This is a genomic window from Gabonibacter massiliensis, assembly GCA_001487125.1.
GTDB classification, from domain to species: Bacteria; Bacteroidota; Bacteroidia; order Bacteroidales; family Marinifilaceae; genus Gabonibacter; species Gabonibacter massiliensis.
In genome coordinates this window covers 430,936-453,573 of record LN913012.1, presented here as the reverse complement: position 1 = coordinate 453,573, position 22,638 = coordinate 430,936, and the positions used below count along the sequence as shown (strand labels likewise).

The following is a 22,638-nucleotide window of genomic DNA, read 5'->3' as shown; positions in this document are numbered from 1 at the left end:
TTATGAATGAAATAACCAGTCAAAAAATAAGAGAGCAATTTGCCTCTATGGCAATATATAAAGATCCTGCATCAACTAATAGTTTGTTTGCTGGAAGAAATTTGCCTTCGTTCGTAAAAGATTTTATCCTTAAACGATACATTAACAATGATGGAGTAGTTAATAAAGATGGACTTACAAACTTTCTTGACATGGTTATCCCACAAAAGCAAACTGATGTTAAAGATAGATTATCTGCCGGTGAGGAGTTAACTCTATTAACAAGATTTATTATATACATTGATTTGGTTAAAGGGATTCGTCGGTTTGGAATTCCAGATTTAGGTATTAAAGTTAATGAGGGACAAATTCCGGAATATGTATATAAAAACCATATAGGAGAACTTGTGGATGGTGAAAAATGGGGAATCATAAAGCTGTCTGTTCTACCAGATGAAGACGGTAAGAAAAACCATGTGGAAATGGTAGATTATAAACCTTTTAAACCATATCGTTCAGTCGATTTAGATTATCTGAGAAATGCCAGAAAGACGTTTTCCACTCAGGAGTGGATTGATATCTTGCTATCAGCAATGGAATATGAGGCTGATGGTTTTAGTACTATGACTGAAAAACTAGAGTTCTTAACGCGATTACTTATATTTATTGAACCTAGACTAAATGTTATTGAACTTGCACCAAAAGGGACAGGTAAATCTTTTGTCTTTGGTAATTTGTCCAAGTATGGTTGGTTAGTTAGTGGGGGAAAAGTTACTAGAGCAAAGCTATTTTATGATAAAGCAAAACAGCAAAATGGAATAATTAAGAATCATGATTTTGCTGCATTTGACGAAATACAAACAATTATATTTCAAGAACCTGCGGAAATTCAGGCTGCATTAAAATCATATCTTGAGTCTGGAAAAACCACAATTGACAACAATGAATTTAGTTCGGAATGTGGCTTGATGCTTATGGGAAATATTCCTTTAAGTGACCAAAGAAGACCTTTAAATTATAGGTATTTTGATTCATTACCTCAATCATTTCGTGAATCAGCTCTGTTAGATCGTTTTCATTGTTTTATTGAAGGTTGGTACTTACCTCGTATTAATAAGGGTATTATCTATAAGGGTTGGACTATTAATGTTGAATATTTTTCAGAGATTCTTCATTCACTGCGCACACAAAACATATATGGATTATTGTTTGAGGAGCTAGTTGGATATGATAAAAATGCAGACACGCGTGATTATAATGCGGTGAAGCGTATTGCTGTAGCCTATATGAAACTATTATTCCCACATTGGGTTAGTGTATCAGAAATCAATAAGGATGATTTTGATATGTATTGTTTGCAGCCGGCTATTCGTAGGCGCAGTATTATAAAGGAACAATGTCATTATATTGATGCAGAGTTCAAGACAACAATGCCGGAGTTTTGGGTTAAAAATTGATAGCTTAAAATTGGGATTATATGAATATAAGTGCATTTGTTGAAAAGAATGATGAGATAAAGAAATATGATTGTCGCTATTATCTCCATCCTAATCTTTGGTTAGAAAACGCCCATAGTACTTCTAAGCTTCACTCTCAAGATAGCTGGTCGGGATACATAAAATATCTAAATGATAGGAACGAGGTTTCAGATGAAGTTAAAAATTTGCCCAAAAATTATGGAGGAATATATGTATTCTTTATACAGGGAATTAGTTTACCTTTCTGTGAACGATATTTAGCATATATTGGACGAGCCCAATGTACAGAATCAGAAAGTTTGCAATCACGAGTAAAATCATATTTGCCAGAAAGTAAAAAAGCAAATGGTAGAACAAGAATTGTTAGATTGTTTAAGTATTGGAAAGAACATTTGTATATTCGTTATTACAAGTCGCAAGACAACGAATTTATAAAGCAAAGCGAAAGCGCTCTCATTCATGCAATTCTACCTCCATTCAATACTGATTTAACTGAATATAAAATTAAAAAACCTAGAAAGGCCTTTTAACATATGAGTGCAATTGACATACCGGCTATTCGCGGAACACTTGGTAAATTAATATATTATACTGCAACCTTTACTTTTAAGCAAATTGCAGAAAGGGTTAAACCTGCTGACGAAGAGCTACATACATCAAAATCTTTACGAGAACAATTACAACGTGCTTTAACTGATAATCATAAAAGTATTACTGAATATATTTTAACTCAAAAAGAGCACTTCTTTAATGCTTTGGTTCTTGCAGTATATGATGGAGATCCTACTTGGAATGAGCTAGAATTTGAATATAACAACATCAGATACTATTCTATGGGATTTCTTCATTTAAATGGTGACGAACGTATATTTCCTGTTGATGGACAACATCGAGTTGAAGGAATAAAAAGTGCACTAAAAGCAAATCCTAAACTTGAGGATGAAACTATTACTGTTATCTTTATTGGACATCACAATACACGAGAAGGGAAAGAAAAAACGAGAAGAATATTTTCAACATTAAATAGATATGCAAAACCTGTAAGTCCTGGAGATATTATCGCACTCGATGAGGATGATATAGTTGCTATTTCTACAAGAGAACTATTAGAAAATTGTCCACTCTTTATGAACGAGAATGTAAAAATTGACAAGAAAAGTTCTAAAGCACTCGCTGATAATGACGATAAGTCATTTACGTCATTGATTACTTTATACGAAACGAATAAGATTATTTATACTTACTATAAATCTAATTACGATAATCAAAGGAAAATCTATAATACTAAGAAAATTGCAGAATTTCTTAAATTTCGCCCTAATCAACAGGAAATAGATAATTTTTATGATTATCTATTGAGCTTTTGGAATATGTTTATTGAAACATTCCCAGGCGTAAAACACTACGTTGATAATTGCAACAATGAAAAAGCTGCATCAGATTATCGCAATAAAGAAATTGGAGGGTTATTATATTTTAGACCGGTTGCATTACCGAAGTTAATAAAAGCTATATTTGAAACTAAAACAAGATTACGAATTGAACTGAATGAAACTATAAAGAAATTTTCTGAAATTGAATTTTGTATATCTAAAGAGCCATGGACAAATATTTTATGGGATGTCAGGACGCAAACTATGGTCATGAAATATAAAACAAATATTTTCCATATGCTTATCTTTTTAGTTAAAAAGAATCTTTTAACACAAAAGGAAGTAGAGACTTTAGTGAAAAATTATGCAGAAGCTAATGATTGTGATGACGACATTGCGAAACAGAAACTAGACAAGATGCATTCAATACTATAGTTGCCAATAGACGAGTAAAATATAGAGAAATTACAAGCCACTATTCCACGTTTAATGTTAATAAGATGTCGCAAGAAATTCAATTCATATTATACAATCTTCCAGAAAAGGAAGGCAAGGTGCAGGTAATCATCAGGGATGAAACCTTTTGGTGTACCCAAAAGGCGATGGCTCAACTTTTTGGCGTGGATAGGACAGTTGTTTCCAAGCATCTCAAAAATATATTTGAGTCGTCTGAGTTGCTGCAGGATTCAGTATGTGTAAAATTCGCACATACTGCTGAGGATGGCAAGATATATAACACCCAATTTTATAACCTTGATGCTGTTATTTCGGTTGGTTATCGTGTAAATTCACTACAAGCTACTCGCTTCCGTCAATGGGCTACGAAAATCCTGAATGAATACATTAAATAAGAATTTGTTCTTAATGATGACCGTTTGAAGCAGGGAGAGACTGTATTTGGGCAGGATTATTTTCAGGAGTTGCTTGAACGGATACGTTCCATCCGTGCCAGTGAACGTCGGATTTGGCAAAAGATTACGGATTAGCAGCTTACTCCCATCAATCGGGCAGCTTGCGAGAAGGTGAAATACTCCTGCTTCTCCAGACTGGAGCGCAACTCCTGCATTTCCTGAATATGGCGCAATTCCATTTTGCGCTCCTTGATACGATATTTGTAACCTCGCTTCGAGCATTGAGGGCTACAATAGCAGGTCGTTGTTTTCTGTGCGATGAACGGTTTTCCGCACCATTGACAAATCCTTTTTACTTCCATATTTTCGGTCTATTTTCTGCCATTTTCCATGAATTTTAATTTCCCTTTTTGTCAACACATGTAAACCATTGTCAACACACGTCAACTAATGCGTCACTGTGACATTCGGGCTAACCGTGAATTTCCGTCGCGGTAGAAATATGTAGGAAAAATATGGATAAAAACCGTTACTTCCAAATACGGATTGGAAAGTGTTAAAATAGAAAAGTTACTGAATATCAGCGACTTTATTCTAAATAGTTATAATTGGTTACGTCTGTTTACAAGCTATCATTTACCGATGCAAAAATTCTTAAAGATATTGCCCAAAACTTCGTCGGTGGTGATTTCACCGGTGATTTCGCCGAGGTAGTGGAGGCATTCCCGGATATCCTGGGAAATGAATTCGCCGCTTAAGGTGGTATCGAGAGCGGTGACAACTCGGCGAATAGCTTCGAGAGCGTGTGTAAGGGCTTCGTAATGCCGGACATTACTGACAATGACATTGCTAAAAGCTTCCGTGTTGACGGAGGAGGTCAACCAACGGATAAGGGTATCCATATTATAACCTTTCTTAGCAGAAACGGGAAGGATCGGTTCGCCGGAAATCTGAGTCTCTATCTCCTCCTTAACGGCATCCAGGACCTCCGTCCGATCCATTTTATTTAACAGAATCAATAATTTAGCATCGGGAGAGAGACGTTCTTTCACCTGCCGGTAGTAAAGAATAAACTGGTCGCTGCTCCGGTTTACATCCTGCAAAAGCAATACGACTTTCGCCTGGGCAATTTTAGCAAAGGTACGTTCGATACCGAGATTTTCGACCGTGTCGGAAGTATGACGTATACCGGCCGTATCGATAAAACGGAATAGCATACCGTTTAAACTTATGGTATCTTCTATTACATCGCGAGTCGTCCCTTCTATATCAGAAACGATGGCCCGGTCTTCTTTCAGCAAAGCATTCAAAAGCGTACTCTTCCCGACATTGGTATTCCCTACAATAGCCACCGGAATACCGTTTTTAATGACATTCCCGAGTGAAAAGGAGTTGCACAACTCGGCAATCATATTTTCTATTTTTAGGGCAATAGCACGAAGTTCCACCCGATTGGCAAACTCCACGTCTTCCTCCGAAAAATCAAGCTCTAACTCCAAAAGAGAGGTGATGTGAAGCAATTCCGCACGCAATTTTATCAACTCCTTTGAAAACCCGCCCCGCATCTGATTCAACGCCATTTTATGAGCTGCAGCAGAAGAGGAAGCGATCAGATCGGCCACCGCTTCCGCCTGCGACAAATCCATTTTTCCGTTCAAAAAAGCCCGTTGCGTGAACTCGCCGGGACGAGCCAAACGAGCTCCACGGGAAACAAGCAACTGCAATATTCGCTGTTGAATATACACGGAACCATGACAGGATATCTCCACCGAATCTTCACCGGTAAACGAGTGAGGTGCGTGAAAAACAGAGAGTAAAACTTCATCCACCAACTCTGTCCCTTCCATAACACGCCCGAAATGTACGGTGTTAGGCTGTACGTCTGTCAATTTCTTAGCGGAAGGCGATAGAAAAATTCGGTCACATAAAGCGATAGACCCTTCTCCCGACAACCGTATAACCGCAATAGCACCGCTTCCCGGTGCCGTTGCAACGGCACATATTACACTCTTATCAGTCATAATCTCTCTTTTCCGCAAAGATACGTTTTTTCACCGGAAGAGAAATAGCGAAAGTACAGTTTCCGGTTTCCAATCAAAAAAACATATATGGAGTCCGTAATTACAAAATTACCGAGACTAAATCATTGCAACAAAATCACAAAATCATCATCTCACTCATGCGGACATTTAATCCTCTTTTCCCTCATCCCAAACCCATTTTATCGCATCGGCATACACTACCTGATTGTCCGAACTTCCCTTATCACTAAGCACAACAGAGGATTCGCCGGAGGAGAAATGGAACCGCCCCAAAGACAACCATCCTCTCCCGGAGAAAGGTATCTCTATTTCCACTTCGGACTCTTTACCCTCGTGACTAACGGTATAGTATTGCTTTATAGATTCTGCCTTTCCCGTTCTTGTAACCATCGAAGCAGATATAATAGAGGCACCACTTCCTTTGTATTGATATTGAGTTAACTGCATATTGTCAGGAATATAGGCAAAAACTTCATAGTATCCCGCTTTATCTATTTGCACGGACCACTCGGCCTTACTGTTCCCCTCCCCGCTCTTCTTCATCCAACCGCTACGCACGTATCCCCCGTATAGATCCGAATGAGTGACGAGCGTCCACTTATTGGTAGCCATAAAATTATTGTATCTGACTTCGGATGTATCGGCGTTTTTAAACCATTTACGTATTGAACTATCGGAAGAAGAATCCGATATCCGGAATCCTTTCGAATCATTATCCACTATCAACTCCCCTGCTTCGGGCATAAAACGGGCAGTATCTATCCTTTTTTCTCCTTCCGAGGACGCTTTCGTTTTTTGCCGATAATTCCGAGGAATGGTTATTATAGCGGGAACATTTCTGGAAATATTGGTATTCAATGTAGCCGACATGATATTGCCTTCACATATAACAACAATTTCTTTAGCCTCCTTGGATTTTACCAATACATTTTTACTCTTACTATTGTCATTCGTTTGACCGGAATTCATTATAACTACTCCTCCCACGTTTTTCAACCGCGAGGGCATAACAACATAGTTAAGGGTAACCACTCCGTCCACATCACTATCGTTATATACACTTGCCTGAATACGATAACTCCTGTAACTGCGATCTTTATCTTTTGTTTCGATCTCTTCAATAAGGCAATCCCGGATCAAGAAAGCGGGTATTCGATCCACCGTATACCATTCGGGTAATATTTCAAACCAATCCATCTTAAAACGCTTTACAAATTCCCGGTTAAAATCGGAAAAATCCACTTGCCGGTATTTATGTTGCTCCATATACCCGTTGATAAACCTTATCAAATCTGCAGAAGGCACGATCATACCCAAATATTGTTTTTGCAAAACCGTCGCTTTCATACTTAACACCTGACGCAACACATCCGATGGGATCTCCGGATCTTCAAGGGCCTCTTTCACGCTATGATTCTCAAGATAACGAACGGCTCTCCAGTACGAACTGCTATATAACGGGGTAAATTGCTGCTGTCCCTCTTCCGGCTTCATCAAACCATTCAATATCAAATTCATCACCGGATAATCGGAGGAGTATAAATAACCCGAATAACTAAAAAACATGGGAGAAATATCAAACAGATTACCGTTTAACCTATAACCTTTTATGCCACCTTTCCGGGGAAGACGCCTCATCAAAGGATTTCCTTCTCCGAACCATCCGTATTCACCCATAAACGTATTTCGAATAAATTGTTCAACCCACAAGCGTTCCATGGCGCCCCAATCCAATTCCGTCCCTTTCATCAACCGTACATTATTAGCATAAGATCTGCTGGACCCTTTAAAATTCATACTGAAAAATCCCACGCCACGTTCGGGCAAAAAAACCATTTCCGGTTGAACTTGTTCGCTCTCTCCTCTTTCATCCCGATAATAAGAGGCAAAAGAAGCCGGGGCTTCTATGGCCATGAAACGACGATAAGGATACCTACGGCCCTTTGCATCTTCTATCTTGACTTTCATATCGGATAATATCGATTTCATTGAGTCCTGCACATGACTTATATAAGCCATAAAATCATCATGTCCTTCCGCCACGTAAAGTTCAAAAGAGACCGAATCCGCTGTTACCGAGTATCTCTTATACGAACCGATACACAAAGATAATCCCGGCAAAGGGTTTTCGTTTCGAAAAACAAGCGTATCTCCGGATGGTTCCGGATCTCCCTGAGACAATATCGTTTTCTCTCCCAAACCGACAACCTTCAAAACATAAGAGGTGAAATCTTTCTGAATGTCATACATATTCGTCAGGTTCAAGGGAGGAATACTAACCGGATACCACAAACATTCCGGTGTCAGAAGCGTGTAATCCGGTCCGACCATAGCATACCTTTTCCCGGAGCGAAAAAGAGAGGAGCCTATGGTTCTGCTGTCGAATACCAGTTCATCCGGCTGGTCGACATAGCAAATCGACTCGTCTATCCGTCCTCCGTAATCCAAAACATACCTCACGCTATCCCCACTTTCTAATTTGTCGTCCAAGATTAACACCTGATGATCCCTGGAAAAAGAGACCTCTTTTCCCTCTTTTAATATCTTATCCACCTTCAATCCGGGATTCAGGTACAACACGACAGTACGCACCTCCCGATCATGAGGGTTTACCAATTGAATCTCCGTTGTCACCTCTATCCGATCCCCTTTTTGTTTATAAACCAAAGCCTGAGACTTTCGAGTCAGCTTGGGGCGTGCTTCGTACCGGTTATAACTCATCCGGTACTCTTCCCGGTCATGCATGGATCTCCGTGTAGAAGAAAACAGGACAAACCAACAACATACACCGAGCAAAACCAGTATTGTCGCAATCAACCGCTGCTTTATTCTGAGTCCCGGACGATTGGGGATGCGCTGTAAAAAAGCTATCGAATAACCGATAAAGCCCATTCCCAAGAATAACCACGTCAAACGTTGCCAAACTACAAACCCCGACTCCGGATACCCCGCTATATCGGAATAGGCATTCGGAATGGTCGTACCTAAAAAATCATAAAATCCCCGATGAATATTGCTTAAATAAAACAACGTCAGAAAAACAAACCCAAGCATAAACAGAATCGTCAATGCTTTATTACGCAAGATGCTTACCGTTAAGAAAGTAAATCCTAAAATAAACACCAAGGAAGGGAACAGAAACAATACCCAATATAAAGGATACAAGAAAGCATTAAAAGGAGCATCACTGAAAAAGAGGTTTACCATGACTCCCAAAAGCAGAGAGACAATTGCTAATCCCATGAATATTCTAACACTTCCCCAAACTTTCCCTATCACATAATCCGCATTACTCATCGGACGAGCATGGAGAATCTCCATCGTGTCCACTTTACGGGTTTTATTCAAAAGCTCTCCCGCCAAAAAGATAACTGTTATCGACAACGCGATACCGAAAAGATAGACATTCATATAAGGAACATAAGAAGACAATGCGATTTGATTCCATGATGTCCATCGTACCATATTCCCCTGTACCAACAGCTGAAAAAAGGTGATCCCTACCAAAGAAAGAATGGCCAGCATCCTGAACAACCAGGAGCGTCTCAGTATCTTTGCCTCATAACGGGCTACTGTATTTATATTACGAATATTCATATTTGTATGTATAGTTTAGATGTTTATCCCAAAGTAAAATTCGATATCTATTTTTCTCCTTCATAAACCCATTTCACCGCATCAGCATATATCACCTGATCCGCAGTACACTTCTTATCCGTCAGAATAACCGACGCCTCTCCGGGAGAAAAGTAAAAACGTCCTAATGATAACCACTCCCGTTGAGCAAAAGGAATTTCCAACTCCACCTCCGACTCGCTTCCGTCATGACGAACAAGATACAACTGCTTTATCGGCGTTTGTTTCTGAATCCCGAAAACAACACTATGCGATGCTTTGATTTGGACCAAAGACAACTGACTGGGAATATAGGCAAAAACTTCATAGTATCCGGCCTTTTCTATCCGCGTAGACCACTCCACTCTGGAACTACCGTTCCCCCCTTCTTTCCTCCAACCACTTCGTATATGTCCCCCGTAAAAACCGTCATGAACGCTAAGGGTCCACTCTTCAGCGAAAGTCACTTTATAAAAATCTTTGTATTTCGTTGTATCGCTCGTTTTAAACCATCTGCGCAATTGATTACCGGAAGGTACGTTTAAAAGACGAAAGCCGCTCGACTCGTTATCGACGATTAATTCCCCCTCTTTCGGGAAAAAACGGGAAAGATCTATATCTTTAATGCCCGAGGAGGTTTCCCGTGTTTCTCTACCAGAACCATAAGGAGAAAGAGAAATAACAGAAGGAAGATTCCCGGAAATATTCATATTCAATGAAACTTGAGCCAATTGGGCTTTGCACAGAATAATAATCTCTTTAGCCTTCCCGGCCTCTATCAAAACGTTTTGGCTCCGGTTATTCATATCTTCACTGGTATACTTCATCATAGCCGTTCCGGCCTCCATTTTGGGCATTAAGGAATAATTGAGCGAAACTACTCCATCCACATCACTATTATTATATATACTCGCTCGAATACGATAACGCCTCTTGCTATAGTCCGGTTCTTTCATATCCCCTTCAACCGTTTCAATAAAACACTCTCTGATTATATATGAAGGAACCCGATTGACCATATACCATTCCGGTAATACTTTCAGCCAGTCAATCCCGAAACGTTTAATAAAATCTTCGTTAAAACGGACAAACTCGACCTGTTTGTATTTATGCTCATCAAAATATTGCTTGATAAAATCATTGAATTCTTTCTGATCTATCGTCAACCCAAAATATTGTAGCTGTAAAATAAAAGCTTTTAAGTTAACAATCTGATATAAAACATCGGAAGTAAGTTCGGGATTCCCCAGAGCATCTTTTATACTATGATTCTTCAGATAATGCATCGCTTTCTTATAGGAAGTACTATATGTTGAATAAGCCGTCCCCTGTGATTTTCCCCGTATCAACTGACCGTTCAATATGATATTCATAATCGGATATTCTGAAGAATAGATATAAGTTACATAATTGGAGAACAATGGAGAAATATCATATTGATTTCTATTCAACTCGTAGTCAAAACTCATCTTTCTTAGCATAAAACGTCTTTTAAGGGGATTCCCTTCCATTGAACTACCGTATTCGCTCATAAATGTACTTTGGACAAATTGTTTGAACGCCTGACGTTCGCCATCTAACATCGACCCCATCGTCTTATTCACTTTTTGCATCCAGGCATACCCTTCCAATGTTTTCTTAAAATTCATCCCCCAGAATCCGACACCCCGCTCCGGCAAAAAAGCCATTTCCGGTTGTATTCGCTCACTCCCTCCCCGTTCATTCCGATAATACGAAGCGAAAGAAGAGGGACTTTCTATTACGATAAAACGATGATAGGGATATTTACGACTCATTTTCTCTTCCGTTTTATATTTCAAATCCGACAAAACAGACGCCATCGAATCTTGTATTTCGTTAAAACTGGACATAAAATCATCGTGTCCCTCAGCTATATAAAGCTCAAAAGAAACCGAATCCGCCGTCACCGCATACTTTTTATAAGAACCTATACACAGGGATATTCCGGGCAAACGATATTCATCCTGGAAAATCAATGTATCACCCGAAGTTTCCCGCACACCTTGGGACAATACCGTCTTATCTCCCATTCCCACCACGTTCAAGCGATAGTCCGCAAAATTTTTCTGAATATCGTACCCGTTTTTCAGGTTTACCGGAGGAACAGATACCGGATACCAAAGACATTCCGGAGTCAATAAGGTGTAATCTTTTCCCACGAGAGCGTATTTCTTTCCTGAACGAAATATAGAAGAACCCGTCGTACGGGTATCGAAGATATATTTATCATCCACATCCAAATAACATATCGAACCGTCGATTTGTCCCGCGTATTCCAAAGCAAGTAAAAGAGAATCACCGGGAGCAACCCTCTCCTTTATTTCAATTACCTGATTATCCCTTAAATAAGATAACTCCTGACTTCCCTTTGTCAAACGTTTTACCTCCAAACCGGGATTTAAATACAGTACGACCGAATGAACCTCCCTGTCATGTAGATTTACGAGTTTCAAGAAAGCTCGTACCTCTATTCCGTCCCCTTCCTGGCGATAGGTTATCGTTTCCCTATCAAGTGTCAATTTATCACCTGCTTGATACCGATCGTAACTCGACCGATAGGCAGAACGTCTCTCTCTCTCCTGATAATTAGAAAAATACAACATAAAACCGCATGCGACACTCACGAATACGAACAAAGTCGAAAGACCGTGTTGTATCAATCTGCGCCCCGGACGATTCGGAATTCGTCGTAATAAAGTAACCGAATAGCCTATTAGTCCCATCCCGAGTGATAACCAAACCAAACGCTGCAACAAAACCGATCCAAGATTCGGATAGCCTGTCAGATCCGAAAAAGTATTGGGTATCGTCGAACCTAAAAAGTCATAAAGCCCTCGCTCTCTTTCATTCAGGTAAAAGATCGTCAAAAACACGTACCCCAATAAAAACAATATCGTCAATGCCTTATTACGAACAACACTCGAAACAAAAAAGGTCAATCCCATGATAAACACTAACGAAGGAAATAAAAAAACAATCCAGTAAAAAAGATAAATAAATCCGTTAAAAGGGGCATCACTGAGAAAAAGGTTGACAACTCCTCCCAACAACATGGATATCAAGGCTAAGCCCATAAATAAACGAACAATTCCCCAACTCTTGCCGACGACATAATCGGCATTACTCATAGACCGGGCGTATATAATTTCCATAGTGTCCAATTTACGGTCCCTGTTCAAAAGCTCTCCACCTAAAAATACCACCGTCACGGCCATTGCCATACCAAACAGATATAGGTTCATGTATGGAATATAAGAAGACATAGCTATCAGATTCCACGAAGTCCAAAAATTTATCTCTCCTTGCACCATGATTTGAAAAGCAATGACACCTACAAGAGAAAGTACAGCCAATATTCTGAACAACCAGGAACGTTTCAATATTTTTGCCTCGTAACGGGCAACCGTGTTAATGTTTAGAAGGTTCATAATCGTGCATTATTTTTAGGATTTCACCAAAAATAAGGTTTTAATTATTAATACATTGATAAAGAAAAGTTAATATCGAAAATTACCGACGAATACCACAAAATATCATAATATTATGTTATTCAATTTATTATCAAAAAAAATATAGTTATAATAAAAAAAGAATTATTTCATTTGTTAAATTTACAGAAATAACATCTACCACATTTCGTTCACCAACTCTTTTTAAAATATCGTCATCTTCCAGTTATTTTCTTATCTGCACTTTCGTAACGCAAGGTTCACCATGCCTCTATATCCCTGAGCCAAAAATAAGACTTGTATTTGCGATTTAACAAATTATCATACTCATAAAATGTATCCGAAATCGAGTACATAATCATACCCCAACCTTTTCATATATTCGATCCTCTCCATATTTTACGCAATTACAATGTCAACATCCTACCAATATAGATAATACTGGTTTCAATCCAAATAACATTCAAAATTGCGTTAAAATATTTTACCTCTCGGGAACCTCATTTTCTCCGTTAAAAACCCACTTCACGGCATCCGCGTATATAATCTGGTCATCGACACTACCTTGATCCGTCAGCACGACAGAGGCTTCTCCCGATGAGAAATAAAAACGTCCCAAAGAAACCCAGTCCTCCAACGATACGATCGCCGCCGAAACTTCCGTTTCCTGTCCATCATGCCGTACAATGTAATTTTGTTTCAACTCTCTATCCGAAATTGACGAGGGAACAAAAAAACCTCCCGGCAATCTCTTCACTCGTTGCAAATTAACGTATTTTGGTATATGGACTAAAACCTCATAATATCCGGATTTCTCTATTTTCACCGACCATTTTGCTTTAGATGCCCCACCCCCGCAATTTTTTATCCAACCGCTCCTTACCCGTCTCCCGTAGAAACCATAATGTGTCACTAGCGACCACACCCCCGACGCCATCATAACATTATACGTGTCATAAGTATCCGCAAAAGAAACAGGTTTCAACCATCCAGGCGTACGATCTCCCGTCGCTGCCTGCCATATGCTGAACCCTCCCGATTCGTTATCGACAATCCATTCTCCCTCCTGTGGGAAAAAACGGGAGACATCAATATCTCGTACCCCTGGGTTCGCTTCATATGTCACCTTCCCTGAATATTCGATAGGGATTAACGCCGGTATATTCCCAGAAAGAATCGTGTTCAAAAAAACCGATGTAGGCTTGCCTTCCGTTACGATAACTATTTCTTTCGCCTTTTTAGCTTCTATTAAAACGTTTTTCGTATACAACGACATTATTTTACTGTTACTCCCTATTTCCGGCAATTTAGCGTAAGTCAATACAACCACCCCCTCCACTTCACTTTCGTTATAGACATTCACGTGGATTCGGTAACGCCGATCCACCGAACTCCCATCTCCCTTTTCTGCAATCTCTTCCACGCATGCATCTTGGATCACGAAAGAGGGTATCTGCTTTACCGTGTACCATTCCGGTAGTACTCTACACCAGCTTATCCCGAATCGTTCCGTAAATTCCTTGTCAAACGAGGTAAAATCAATTTTTTGAAATTTATGATCCTCCCAATATTGTCTTATAAACGCATTAAAATCAAAATAAGAGACTGTCAGCCCCAAATAACTTTCTCTCAAAGCAACAGATTTTAATTTTATAAGTTGATATAAAACATCGGATGTGACTCCCGGATCTCTTAAAGCTTCCTTTAAACTATGACTTTTAAGATAATTCACGGCCAATTGATGTGAACGACTACCGACTTCGAAATTATCCATCCAACTAAATTGCACCGTATCCGCCCCGTTCAACAAATTATTTAATACGGCATCTAAGATCGGGTATTCCCGTGAATACAATTGATTCACATGATTATAAAACAACGGAGTAAGAGTAAACGGACTGCCACTTAACGTATAACTACTGTAAGAATAGGGTACGAAAAGTCTCATCAACGGGTTTTTCTCCATAAAACTACCGTATTCTGATATAAATATATGATTTAATAATTGTGTTAATATACTCCTCTCTACATTTTCCATCTTTTCCTCATTCGTTATTTTCCGGTATGTCTGCTTATTTCTCGCCAAATCCATGTTTTTGAAACCGACCCCCCTTTCTGGTAAAAAGACCATCTCGGGTTGTACCTTCCCACCACCTCCCCTCTCGCTTTGGAAATAAGCAGCAAAAGCAACTGGAGTCTCCACAACCATGAAACGTTCATAAGGATACTTTCTATTATTTTTCTTTTCAATTTTATCTCTAAACTCACGTATAATACCGGTCATAGAATCCTTTATCCGATTAAAATGTTCCATAAAATCATCATGTCCCTCCACGACAAATAATTCATAGAAAACAGAGTCCACCTGCATTTGATAACACTTGTAATCGCCGATACACAAAGATATTCCGGACAACCGATGCTCATTCCTAAAAATTAATGTGTCGTTCGACTCGATCCGTTCTCCTTGCGACAAAACCGTGCGATCGGTCTCCCCGACTACCTTCAAACCGTATTTCGTGAAGTTTTTTTCTACTGCATAAACATCGGACGGATTTACCGGGGGAACTGAAACCGGATACCAAATACACTCCGGAGTGAGTAAAGTATACTCTTTTTCTAATATCGCATATCTCTTACCAGAACGGAAAAGCTCAGAGCCGACATTCCATGTATTCGCCACGTGATTGTCACATAGCTGAAGATAACAAATAGATTCATCTATTCTTCCGGAATATTCTACTTCCAAATCCAATAAACCTTTTCCTTCCACCGCCTCATTAAGCACGATCACTTGATTATCCCTGTAGAAATCAACTCTCTCACCATTTATGCATATCCGGTTAACCCGCAAACCGGGATTCAAGTATAGAAGCACCGGATTCACCGTTTCTTTGTATTCATTTTTTAAACGTAGTCGTGTCTTTACCGTCAACTGGTCCTTCTCCTGTCGATAAGTAAGAACTTGATTACACTGTGTCAATTTACGATTCGAACGGTATTTCTCGTAAGTCGCCCTGTAGTCATCCCGGAGAGTGACATTTCGATATTGCCGCATGCATAACGAAAAACCGCAAATAAGCCCCAGCACAACCATAAATGTCGACACACCGAGGCCAGCAACACGGCCCGTTCGAATCGGAATGCACTTAAAACAAACGCCGGAATAACCGATAAACCCCATACCCAAAAACAACCAACTCAGACGTTGTAACATAACACCACCTAAATCCGAATAACCCGAAATATCCGATAACGTGACAGGCTCCCCTCCTCCTAAAAAATTGAAAAGCCCTTGGTAGTAGTCGTCCGAATAATATAAAGTAACAAAGATATATAACAATAACTCTAAAACAAGTAACGGTTTATCTGAAACCAGACCTGTACATAAAAAAGTAAGACCAATAATAAACACCAAGGAAGGGAACAAAAACACGATCCAGTAAAACAAATACATCCATCCGTTAAAAGGAGCATTTGTAAAAAAAATGTTTATAATAGCTCCCGATAAAAGGGATAACAAAGATAAAGCCATAAAGACCTGAATCATCCCACAAGCTTTACCGATCACATATTCCGCATTACTCAATGAACGGACACACGTGGTCTCTACCCTATTCCGATCCTTATCCCACTGAATAACAGTAAAAAAAACAACAAGTACAGCCTGAACGATACCGAATAAATAAACATTGAAATAAGGAACATAGGAAGATAATGCGATCGTATTCCATGAAGTCCATTGCATTATATTACTTTGTACCAGTATCTGAAGAATTAGAATCCCGACTAAAGAAAACAAGGCAAATGTCCTGAACAACCAATTACGCCTTACTATTTTTGCTTCATAATGAGCGACTCTTTTGATGTTAAAAAAGTTCATATTCATGCACTATATTTGTGAATTTGTCAAAAATAACGTTTAAATCACAAATATCACACCAGAATAAAGTTAATATTATTATCCACACGTGATCTCATTTTAAAATGACTAATATTTATTAATCCATTTTCAATTATTACAATTCAATCACGGACATTCTCCATCACGTAAACCTTGAATGTTAGCGTATATAATAACCCACTATCTCCCGAGGGATTGAGTAAGGTCAGTATCCTAAACGCTCAAGGATTTCTTCGGAAGACTCTAACGGCTTATTTTTCTGTCGGTTCTCAAAATTTATATGTTCTCTATAAAAAAGAATCGTTTCATCTGTTAAATTGGTGAAAAGTCCATCCACTAAATTTCTTTTGCCTACTCCTTCCAAAACATAAGTGCTCCCCAAATACTTCTTCATCTGTTCTTCCGTGTCAAAAGAGTAAGCATGTATTTGCATCCCCGAGTTAAAAACAAGAGCCGCCATCCACGGCTTCAACAAATCATCATACCTGTTCGGCTCTCCCCCGATGCTGGGCCCCATGATCACGGCTCCCTGCTCGATCGCGTAATCGACCCACTTCGCATACGTTTCGGGGGCATCATTTTTCATATCATTTTCACCTAACCATAACAGTTGGCAGGTCGGAATCAAGCGGGGAAAAGCCTCCCGCAGTTTTCTCAAGGATTCCCGAGAAAAAGTCTGTAAAATCACCCGTGCCGGGGTATTGGCGATCCCGACCTTCCCTTCCGTTGTCGGAACGGATTTTAATGAATCCCTATCGACGGCATACCATCCCAACCGCTCCAATTCATTTCGCAAATCCCGTTCTATTCCGGGAAACAAGCGAGGTTCTTTGGTCTCCGGATAGATTCCGGGACGATTCCCGTTATCTGCCGGATCTTTCTCGTACTGCATGATAATTTTTCCATTTTCTTTCCGGTAAAGACGCTTCCCGGTCGAATCCCGCAAAATTCGATTCCCCTCCGCAATACGGATTACATCTTCCAAGGTTAAGATATCCAATCCGGAAAAACCTTTTCTTGCCCGTTCCGGACAGGCCTTATTAAACCAGCTCCCCGCATCCAGCGTCAATAACTCCTCTAAGGTAAATTCAGACACCGGAGCATCTTTCCGCTCCGGGAATTTTTCGGCTACATCCGTTGTCCGTTGCAAATCTTCATCGTGCAAGGCTAACAAATACCCGTCTTTTGTCCGTTGTATATCACACTCCAAATAGTCACCTCCCGTATTCCGGGCCCAACGCATGGCTGCCTCCGTCTCTTCCGGGGCCCAATAGGTCGTACCACGATGTGAAATAACAATATCACGGGGCAGATATGCCAATACCTCTTTCTGTTCTTCTGATAAGGAAGTAAAACCTTTCGATGCGGAAGAACAGGAAACAACGGGAGTAAATAAAACAAGCATAACCGATAACATTAGAAATAAATTCATCTTTATCCGAATTTGTTCCGAACAAAGATATTTTATTTTTACGAATCTCACTCACGTCAAGTTCAATCATCGTATAATTTATGATTCAGAACTTACAATCATTATTGTATAATCGAAACATCAAAATAGCACTTTTACCCCGTCCCCAAGTGCTAATAAGAAAGTGCCTTCTCGTAAAGAGAAGACACTAACCAACAAAAACACACCATAACTCTTTTATTTACAAATAATTAAAAATCAATCAGATATATAATCTAATCTCTTATCACTAAATCCTTTAATCACAACATCTCTTCATTCTTTAATCGTCAATCGCTGCCAATTTATTCTTTATAAACGCTTGCATCTGAGGGCTCTTCAATTGAATGGCTAAAAGATAGGCTTGCTTGTAACACTCTTTCGCCTTTTCTTTATCTTTCAGTATAAGGTAACAATCCCCCATAGTGGTAATCACCTGTCCCTGGTTATCCGGCGCAAGTTTATAACCTAACAATTTTTGTAACCATTGGATACATTGTCCGGCTGCATTTTTGGTAATTCTCCCTCGCGTAGGCCCCATCAGATTCATCACCGTTCCGTAGTATTCGTTCGGACCGGCATCCTCCCCCATACGTTCCAAAAAAGCATCTTTAATTTTCACGTAAGCATCCGGGTCTTTTTTAGCATAAATCTGGTAGAGGGCATCGGCCTCGCTCGTCAATACGTCATATACCGGAATCTTACGAGTTTTTACCAGATCAAAAACCGATTTCAGATCTCCGTTTACCCGATCAATCTCCTCTTTATACCCCAAATCTCCTTTCATGGCCAGTTCATTGATTAAAGAACTTTCGTAAGTCACGATATAGTTAGCCAATATCTCCAAGGGGATTACAGCCTTAAACTCCTCCATATGTTTTACGATAAGCTTGAAAACGGTATTATTTTTTTCGATCTTTTGATTGTAGGCGGTCATAATCCTGAAATCTTCGGTATTAATCAAATCAACAGGATCTTTAACTTTTACATAGGAATAAAACAACTTTTCCACCCGACTTTTCCATAATTCGGCCTCTTTTCCTTGCTTCCCCCTTACAAAATCCGGAGCTTCCAACAAAATGGATTGTTGAACGGTCAGATCGCTTTTGTTCTTTTTATACTGTTCCCACAAGGCTTCAAAAACAGGAGCTTCTCCCAGGGTCACCTTTGCATCATGCAACAAACGAGTTGCCGGTATCAATCCCATCACCCGTTTTAACTCGTTACCTTCTTTATCCAGAAAAACCATAGTCGGCATCCCCGTGATCTTGTATTTTTTAGCCAACTCTTCCTCTTTATCTACATCTACTTTACAGGAAACGAAACGGGTATTGAAATAATCACCCAATTTCTTATCCGGGAACACCTCGACAGACAACTGCTTACACGGGCCACACCAGGTTGCCATAAAATCGACAAAAATGGCCTTATTTTCTTTTTGGGCCTTTATTAAAGCAGCATCCAATCCTCCATCTATAAATTCAATACCTTGCCCGAAGGTTGATACGGCCAGAAAAACAACTACCGCTGTCAAATAACATCTTATCCATTTCATTCTTTTGTTTTTTAGCGTATATGATGCTGTCCGTCGATTTTACAGACAGCATCATACGATTAGTATTCAAAACATTAAGGCTCGACGACAAAGGTAAAAGCATTATTTACCACCTGAGTATAACCGGGATTGGTCAACCGTATGGAAATCACGTAACGCCCCGGAACAGCATCATTATCGATAGGAAATAGCATCGTACCGGCTCCCCGGATCGACAAATTTTCTTTAAAATAACGGATAGCTTCCTCTCCAGTTGTCGAAGTGATGTTCTCGATCGAAAAAACGATCAACTCGGTACCCTCGTACCCCTGCATAGCCAAACTAACCCAAGGAGCCCGACTTTCAATACGAATAGAATCCAATTTCGGGTCCAATGTTTTGCGGATCACCATGGTATCCGGAAGATATCCGGCATCTTCCGTTAGAAGGTAGCCGATTGTTTTCTGGTGACAACTGCATGCCAGGAGCAACAAGGCACTCCCTATGATTAACTTCATCTTCATATCTCTTTTCCATTTAAATTAAAATTACATATCTCCTAAAGTAAAACCGTAATAAAGAGAGTGCACCACGCAATGATCCGGTTCTATATTGCTGGAGGCTATAAAAATACGTTTCCAACTGTAAATCGTGAATCCCTGTATCTGCTTCGCTCCTTTTTCCGGCAAACCGCCATACGTACCACGGATCGTAAACAACCACACGGTCTGGCCGCTTAGCGTTGTGTAATCCTCTCCTCCGGTTCCAACTCCTATAGGTTCTCCCCGCTCCGTGGGACGTCCCGCCGGAATATCGTCCAAATAGATCTTTCCCTTAAGCAAATGCTTTAATAACACGTCTTCACACCATTGCGGATCCAAATCGGATATCTGCTCATACCCATTTTGTATTAAATACCGGCGAACGGAGTGATTGGTCGGACCTAAAAAAGTAATCTCCGGAAACTCAGGGTCTTTTCCCTCGAAAATACGAACCACACGAGGTCCTGCACGACGAACTAAAAGTACTGTGGAATCCCAATCATAAGCATTCGCTTCCATATACTCCAACAGGCTTCCGTTAAAACGCCCGTTACTCAATCCCGTGTCGATATAATTATCCTTCAGGCAGGAGGCCATCAATATAACAACACTTATTAATCCTAACAAACGATATATCTTTTTCATAATTTATTACTGTATCAATTTATTCCAGTACGTATTCTGTCGCATCAAATTATTGTTCACGAAAGCTCCGCCAAACACGGGATAATAAAGTGCGCCGTCTTTCAACTCTTCATCCGTCAACCTTCTATACGTTCCTGATAACTCCCGCCGAACGTAATCCCAACCGTTTCGCACCGCATCATAATAGCGATGATCCTCAAAAATCAGCTCTTTTTCCCGCTCTTTGAAAACAGCATATTGCAAATCTCCTTCCGCAAGCGAATAGTCGTGATTTCGATTTCCGTATGCCCGTTCTCGTATCCGGTTCAAATCCTCGACCGCACCGGATTTTCCCTGCCGAGCCCTACATTCAGCCCTTAACAATATGATATCAGCCAATCTCCAGATTACCTTATTCATATCTAACCCGCTGAATATTGGTTCGGCCTCATAATCATTCTGTTTGTAATAGGGAGTACGAAATTTGTTTACGAATGCCTTTTCGATCATTCTGTTGTCATATAATCGAATGATATCGGACGGCAAGGTATCCGTGGAAGAGGTATCGTTCGGTATCGAATCCTGGGGCCAATCCGGCCAATCCGTTGAATCTTGCGAACCTCCAATCGTATCCGAAGCCCGGGCAAGCACCCGGTATTTCCCTCCTAACGAAGCCAAGTTAATTTTAAAGAAAGGTTTTTCGTTCACGTCTCCTTCCCCGGAATAATGTGCTTCGATTTTGCCGTCAACACGTTTCAAATAAATCGTATCCGCATCCAATGCCCAAAACCAACTATCACGGCGTAAATCTTCCCAATCATACATATCGTTCACGGTCGTTTTAAAAATTTCCGCATAAAAAACCCAATTCGGTTCAGTCTCCCGATCCAAACGAACCGGCCAACCGACATACTGCGTACCGAAATAAGGAGCACGGTTGATTCCTTCCTGTACGGAACGGAATATCTCAAAAATACTCTCTTTGCTGTTGCGATACATCGTTCTCTCCGCCACGAGTTCGGGATTCGACTCCAAGTCATAAAAACCAACCTTTCCGTCAATGATCATGGAACAATACTCTTCCGCTTTTTCCCAATATTCAGGTTCGTTTAAAACTCCTGCCCGCCAGGCACAAATATGAGCCAATAAAGCGGCGACAGCTCCTTTCGATCCATATTGTTTCAAAGTACGGGAATTTCCGGCATAATCCTTCAACTCTTCAAAAATCGGTAAATCCATGGCTTTCAACGCTAACTCTTCGGCTTCCTTCAGTACCTCCGCAACAGAACTTTTAGCCAACGGAGTATATTTTTCTCCCATGATAATAGGCACCTCACCCCAATCCCGTGCCAGAAAAAAATAACAGAGTGCTTTCGCAAAATAGCATTGTAACAAATAAGGTTTTAATTTATCTTGAGAAAACGGGAAACGATGTGCGTTATTCAGTATTAAATCCGCCTTATCAATCGCGTAGTAAAAAGGAGTCCATACAGAATTTTTATAAGTATCCGGACGCAAATTCAAAGCATTGTAATAATCCGGGAAACTGGTAGTATCCATAATAGCTCCCGCAACCGCATGAAATCCGGGACCACCTAGCAAACAGGTTCTTACCTGATCCATCAGGGCATTTAACAAAAATTCAGCATCCTGTTCCGAATCAAAATAATTGTTGAAGGTGACGGAATTTTCCGGTCTCACGTCTAACATCCCCGTGCACCCCCAACAGCAAGAGAGCACGATCAATCCGATCCCTATGTATTTTTTCATCATGTA

The 22,638-nt window shown here is 40.1% G+C and carries 12 protein-coding genes and 2 pseudogenes; 4 read left to right on the top strand and 10 right to left on the bottom strand.

The window, feature by feature from the left end:
* The first annotated feature begins 2 nt into the window (after positions 1 to 2).
* From brxL to BN3283_RS04190, 4 genes and pseudogenes are all read left to right on the top strand, one after another.
* Positions 3 to 1,436 (top strand): BREX system Lon protease-like protein BrxL, encoded by a 1,434-nt coding sequence (gene brxL, locus BN3283_RS04205; RefSeq protein WP_059025744.1) that lies wholly within the window; start codon positions 3 to 5, stop codon positions 1,434 to 1,436.
* 20 nt (positions 1,437 to 1,456) lie between these two features.
* Positions 1,457 to 1,987 carry a hypothetical protein gene (locus tag BN3283_RS04200; RefSeq protein WP_059025743.1) on the top strand — a complete coding sequence of 177 codons (531 nt, stop codon included), beginning with the start codon at positions 1,457 to 1,459 and terminating at the stop codon, positions 1,985 to 1,987.
* A gap of 3 nt (positions 1,988 to 1,990) precedes the next feature.
* Complete coding sequence (locus BN3283_RS04195) at positions 1,991 to 3,265, top strand: DNA sulfur modification protein DndB (protein ID WP_059025742.1); 1,275 nt, start codon at positions 1,991 to 1,993, stop codon at positions 3,263 to 3,265.
* A 65-nt stretch (positions 3,266 to 3,330) separates the two neighbouring features.
* A pseudogene (locus BN3283_RS04190) lies at positions 3,331 to 3,813 on the top strand (virulence RhuM family protein); the annotation flags it as partial.
* Between the two features lie 5 nt (positions 3,814 to 3,818).
* On the opposite strand, the pseudogene BN3283_RS04185 reads toward BN3283_RS04190, so the two are convergent.
* The 10 genes and pseudogenes from BN3283_RS04185 to BN3283_RS04140 form a co-directional block, all read right to left on the bottom strand.
* A pseudogene (locus tag BN3283_RS04185) lies at positions 3,819 to 4,043 on the bottom strand (helix-turn-helix domain-containing protein); the annotation flags it as partial.
* Between the two features lie 270 nt (positions 4,044 to 4,313).
* Complete coding sequence (mnmE, locus tag BN3283_RS04180) at positions 4,314 to 5,702, bottom strand: tRNA uridine-5-carboxymethylaminomethyl(34) synthesis GTPase MnmE (RefSeq protein WP_059025740.1); 1,389 nt, start codon at positions 5,700 to 5,702, stop codon at positions 4,314 to 4,316.
* Positions 5,703 to 5,870: 168 nt separating this feature from the next.
* On the bottom strand, positions 5,871 to 9,320 hold the full coding sequence (locus tag BN3283_RS04175; RefSeq protein WP_059025739.1) for a golvesin C-terminal-like domain-containing protein: 3,450 nt from the start codon (positions 9,318 to 9,320) through the stop codon (positions 5,871 to 5,873).
* Positions 9,321 to 9,367: 47 nt separating this feature from the next.
* Entirely contained in the window at positions 9,368 to 12,787 is a 3,420-nt protein-coding gene (locus BN3283_RS04170; RefSeq protein WP_059025738.1) for a golvesin C-terminal-like domain-containing protein, read from the bottom strand.
* Positions 12,788 to 13,292: 505 nt separating this feature from the next.
* Positions 13,293 to 16,691, bottom strand: a complete 3,399-nt coding sequence (locus BN3283_RS04165; protein WP_147625536.1) for a carbohydrate-binding protein — start codon at positions 16,689 to 16,691, stop codon at positions 13,293 to 13,295.
* A 226-nt stretch (positions 16,692 to 16,917) separates the two neighbouring features.
* Complete coding sequence (locus tag BN3283_RS04160; RefSeq protein ID WP_147625535.1) at positions 16,918 to 18,144, bottom strand: glycerophosphodiester phosphodiesterase family protein; 1,227 nt, start codon at positions 18,142 to 18,144, stop codon at positions 16,918 to 16,920.
* 301 nt (positions 18,145 to 18,445) lie between these two features.
* The gene (locus BN3283_RS04155; protein WP_059025735.1) at positions 18,446 to 19,717 is read right to left on the bottom strand and encodes a thioredoxin family protein; all 1,272 of its coding nucleotides are present in this window, start codon (positions 19,715 to 19,717) and stop codon (positions 18,446 to 18,448) included.
* Positions 19,718 to 19,791: 74 nt separating this feature from the next.
* Positions 19,792 to 20,220 (bottom strand): hypothetical protein, encoded by a 429-nt coding sequence (locus tag BN3283_RS04150; protein WP_059025734.1) that lies wholly within the window; start codon positions 20,218 to 20,220, stop codon positions 19,792 to 19,794.
* Between the two features lie 24 nt (positions 20,221 to 20,244).
* The gene (locus BN3283_RS04145) at positions 20,245 to 20,883 is read right to left on the bottom strand and encodes a hypothetical protein (protein ID WP_059025733.1); all 639 of its coding nucleotides are present in this window, start codon (positions 20,881 to 20,883) and stop codon (positions 20,245 to 20,247) included.
* 6 nt (positions 20,884 to 20,889) lie between these two features.
* Entirely contained in the window at positions 20,890 to 22,635 is a 1,746-nt protein-coding gene (locus BN3283_RS04140; RefSeq protein WP_059025732.1) for a RagB/SusD family nutrient uptake outer membrane protein, read from the bottom strand.
* Between the last annotated feature and the right edge of the window lie 3 nt (positions 22,636 to 22,638).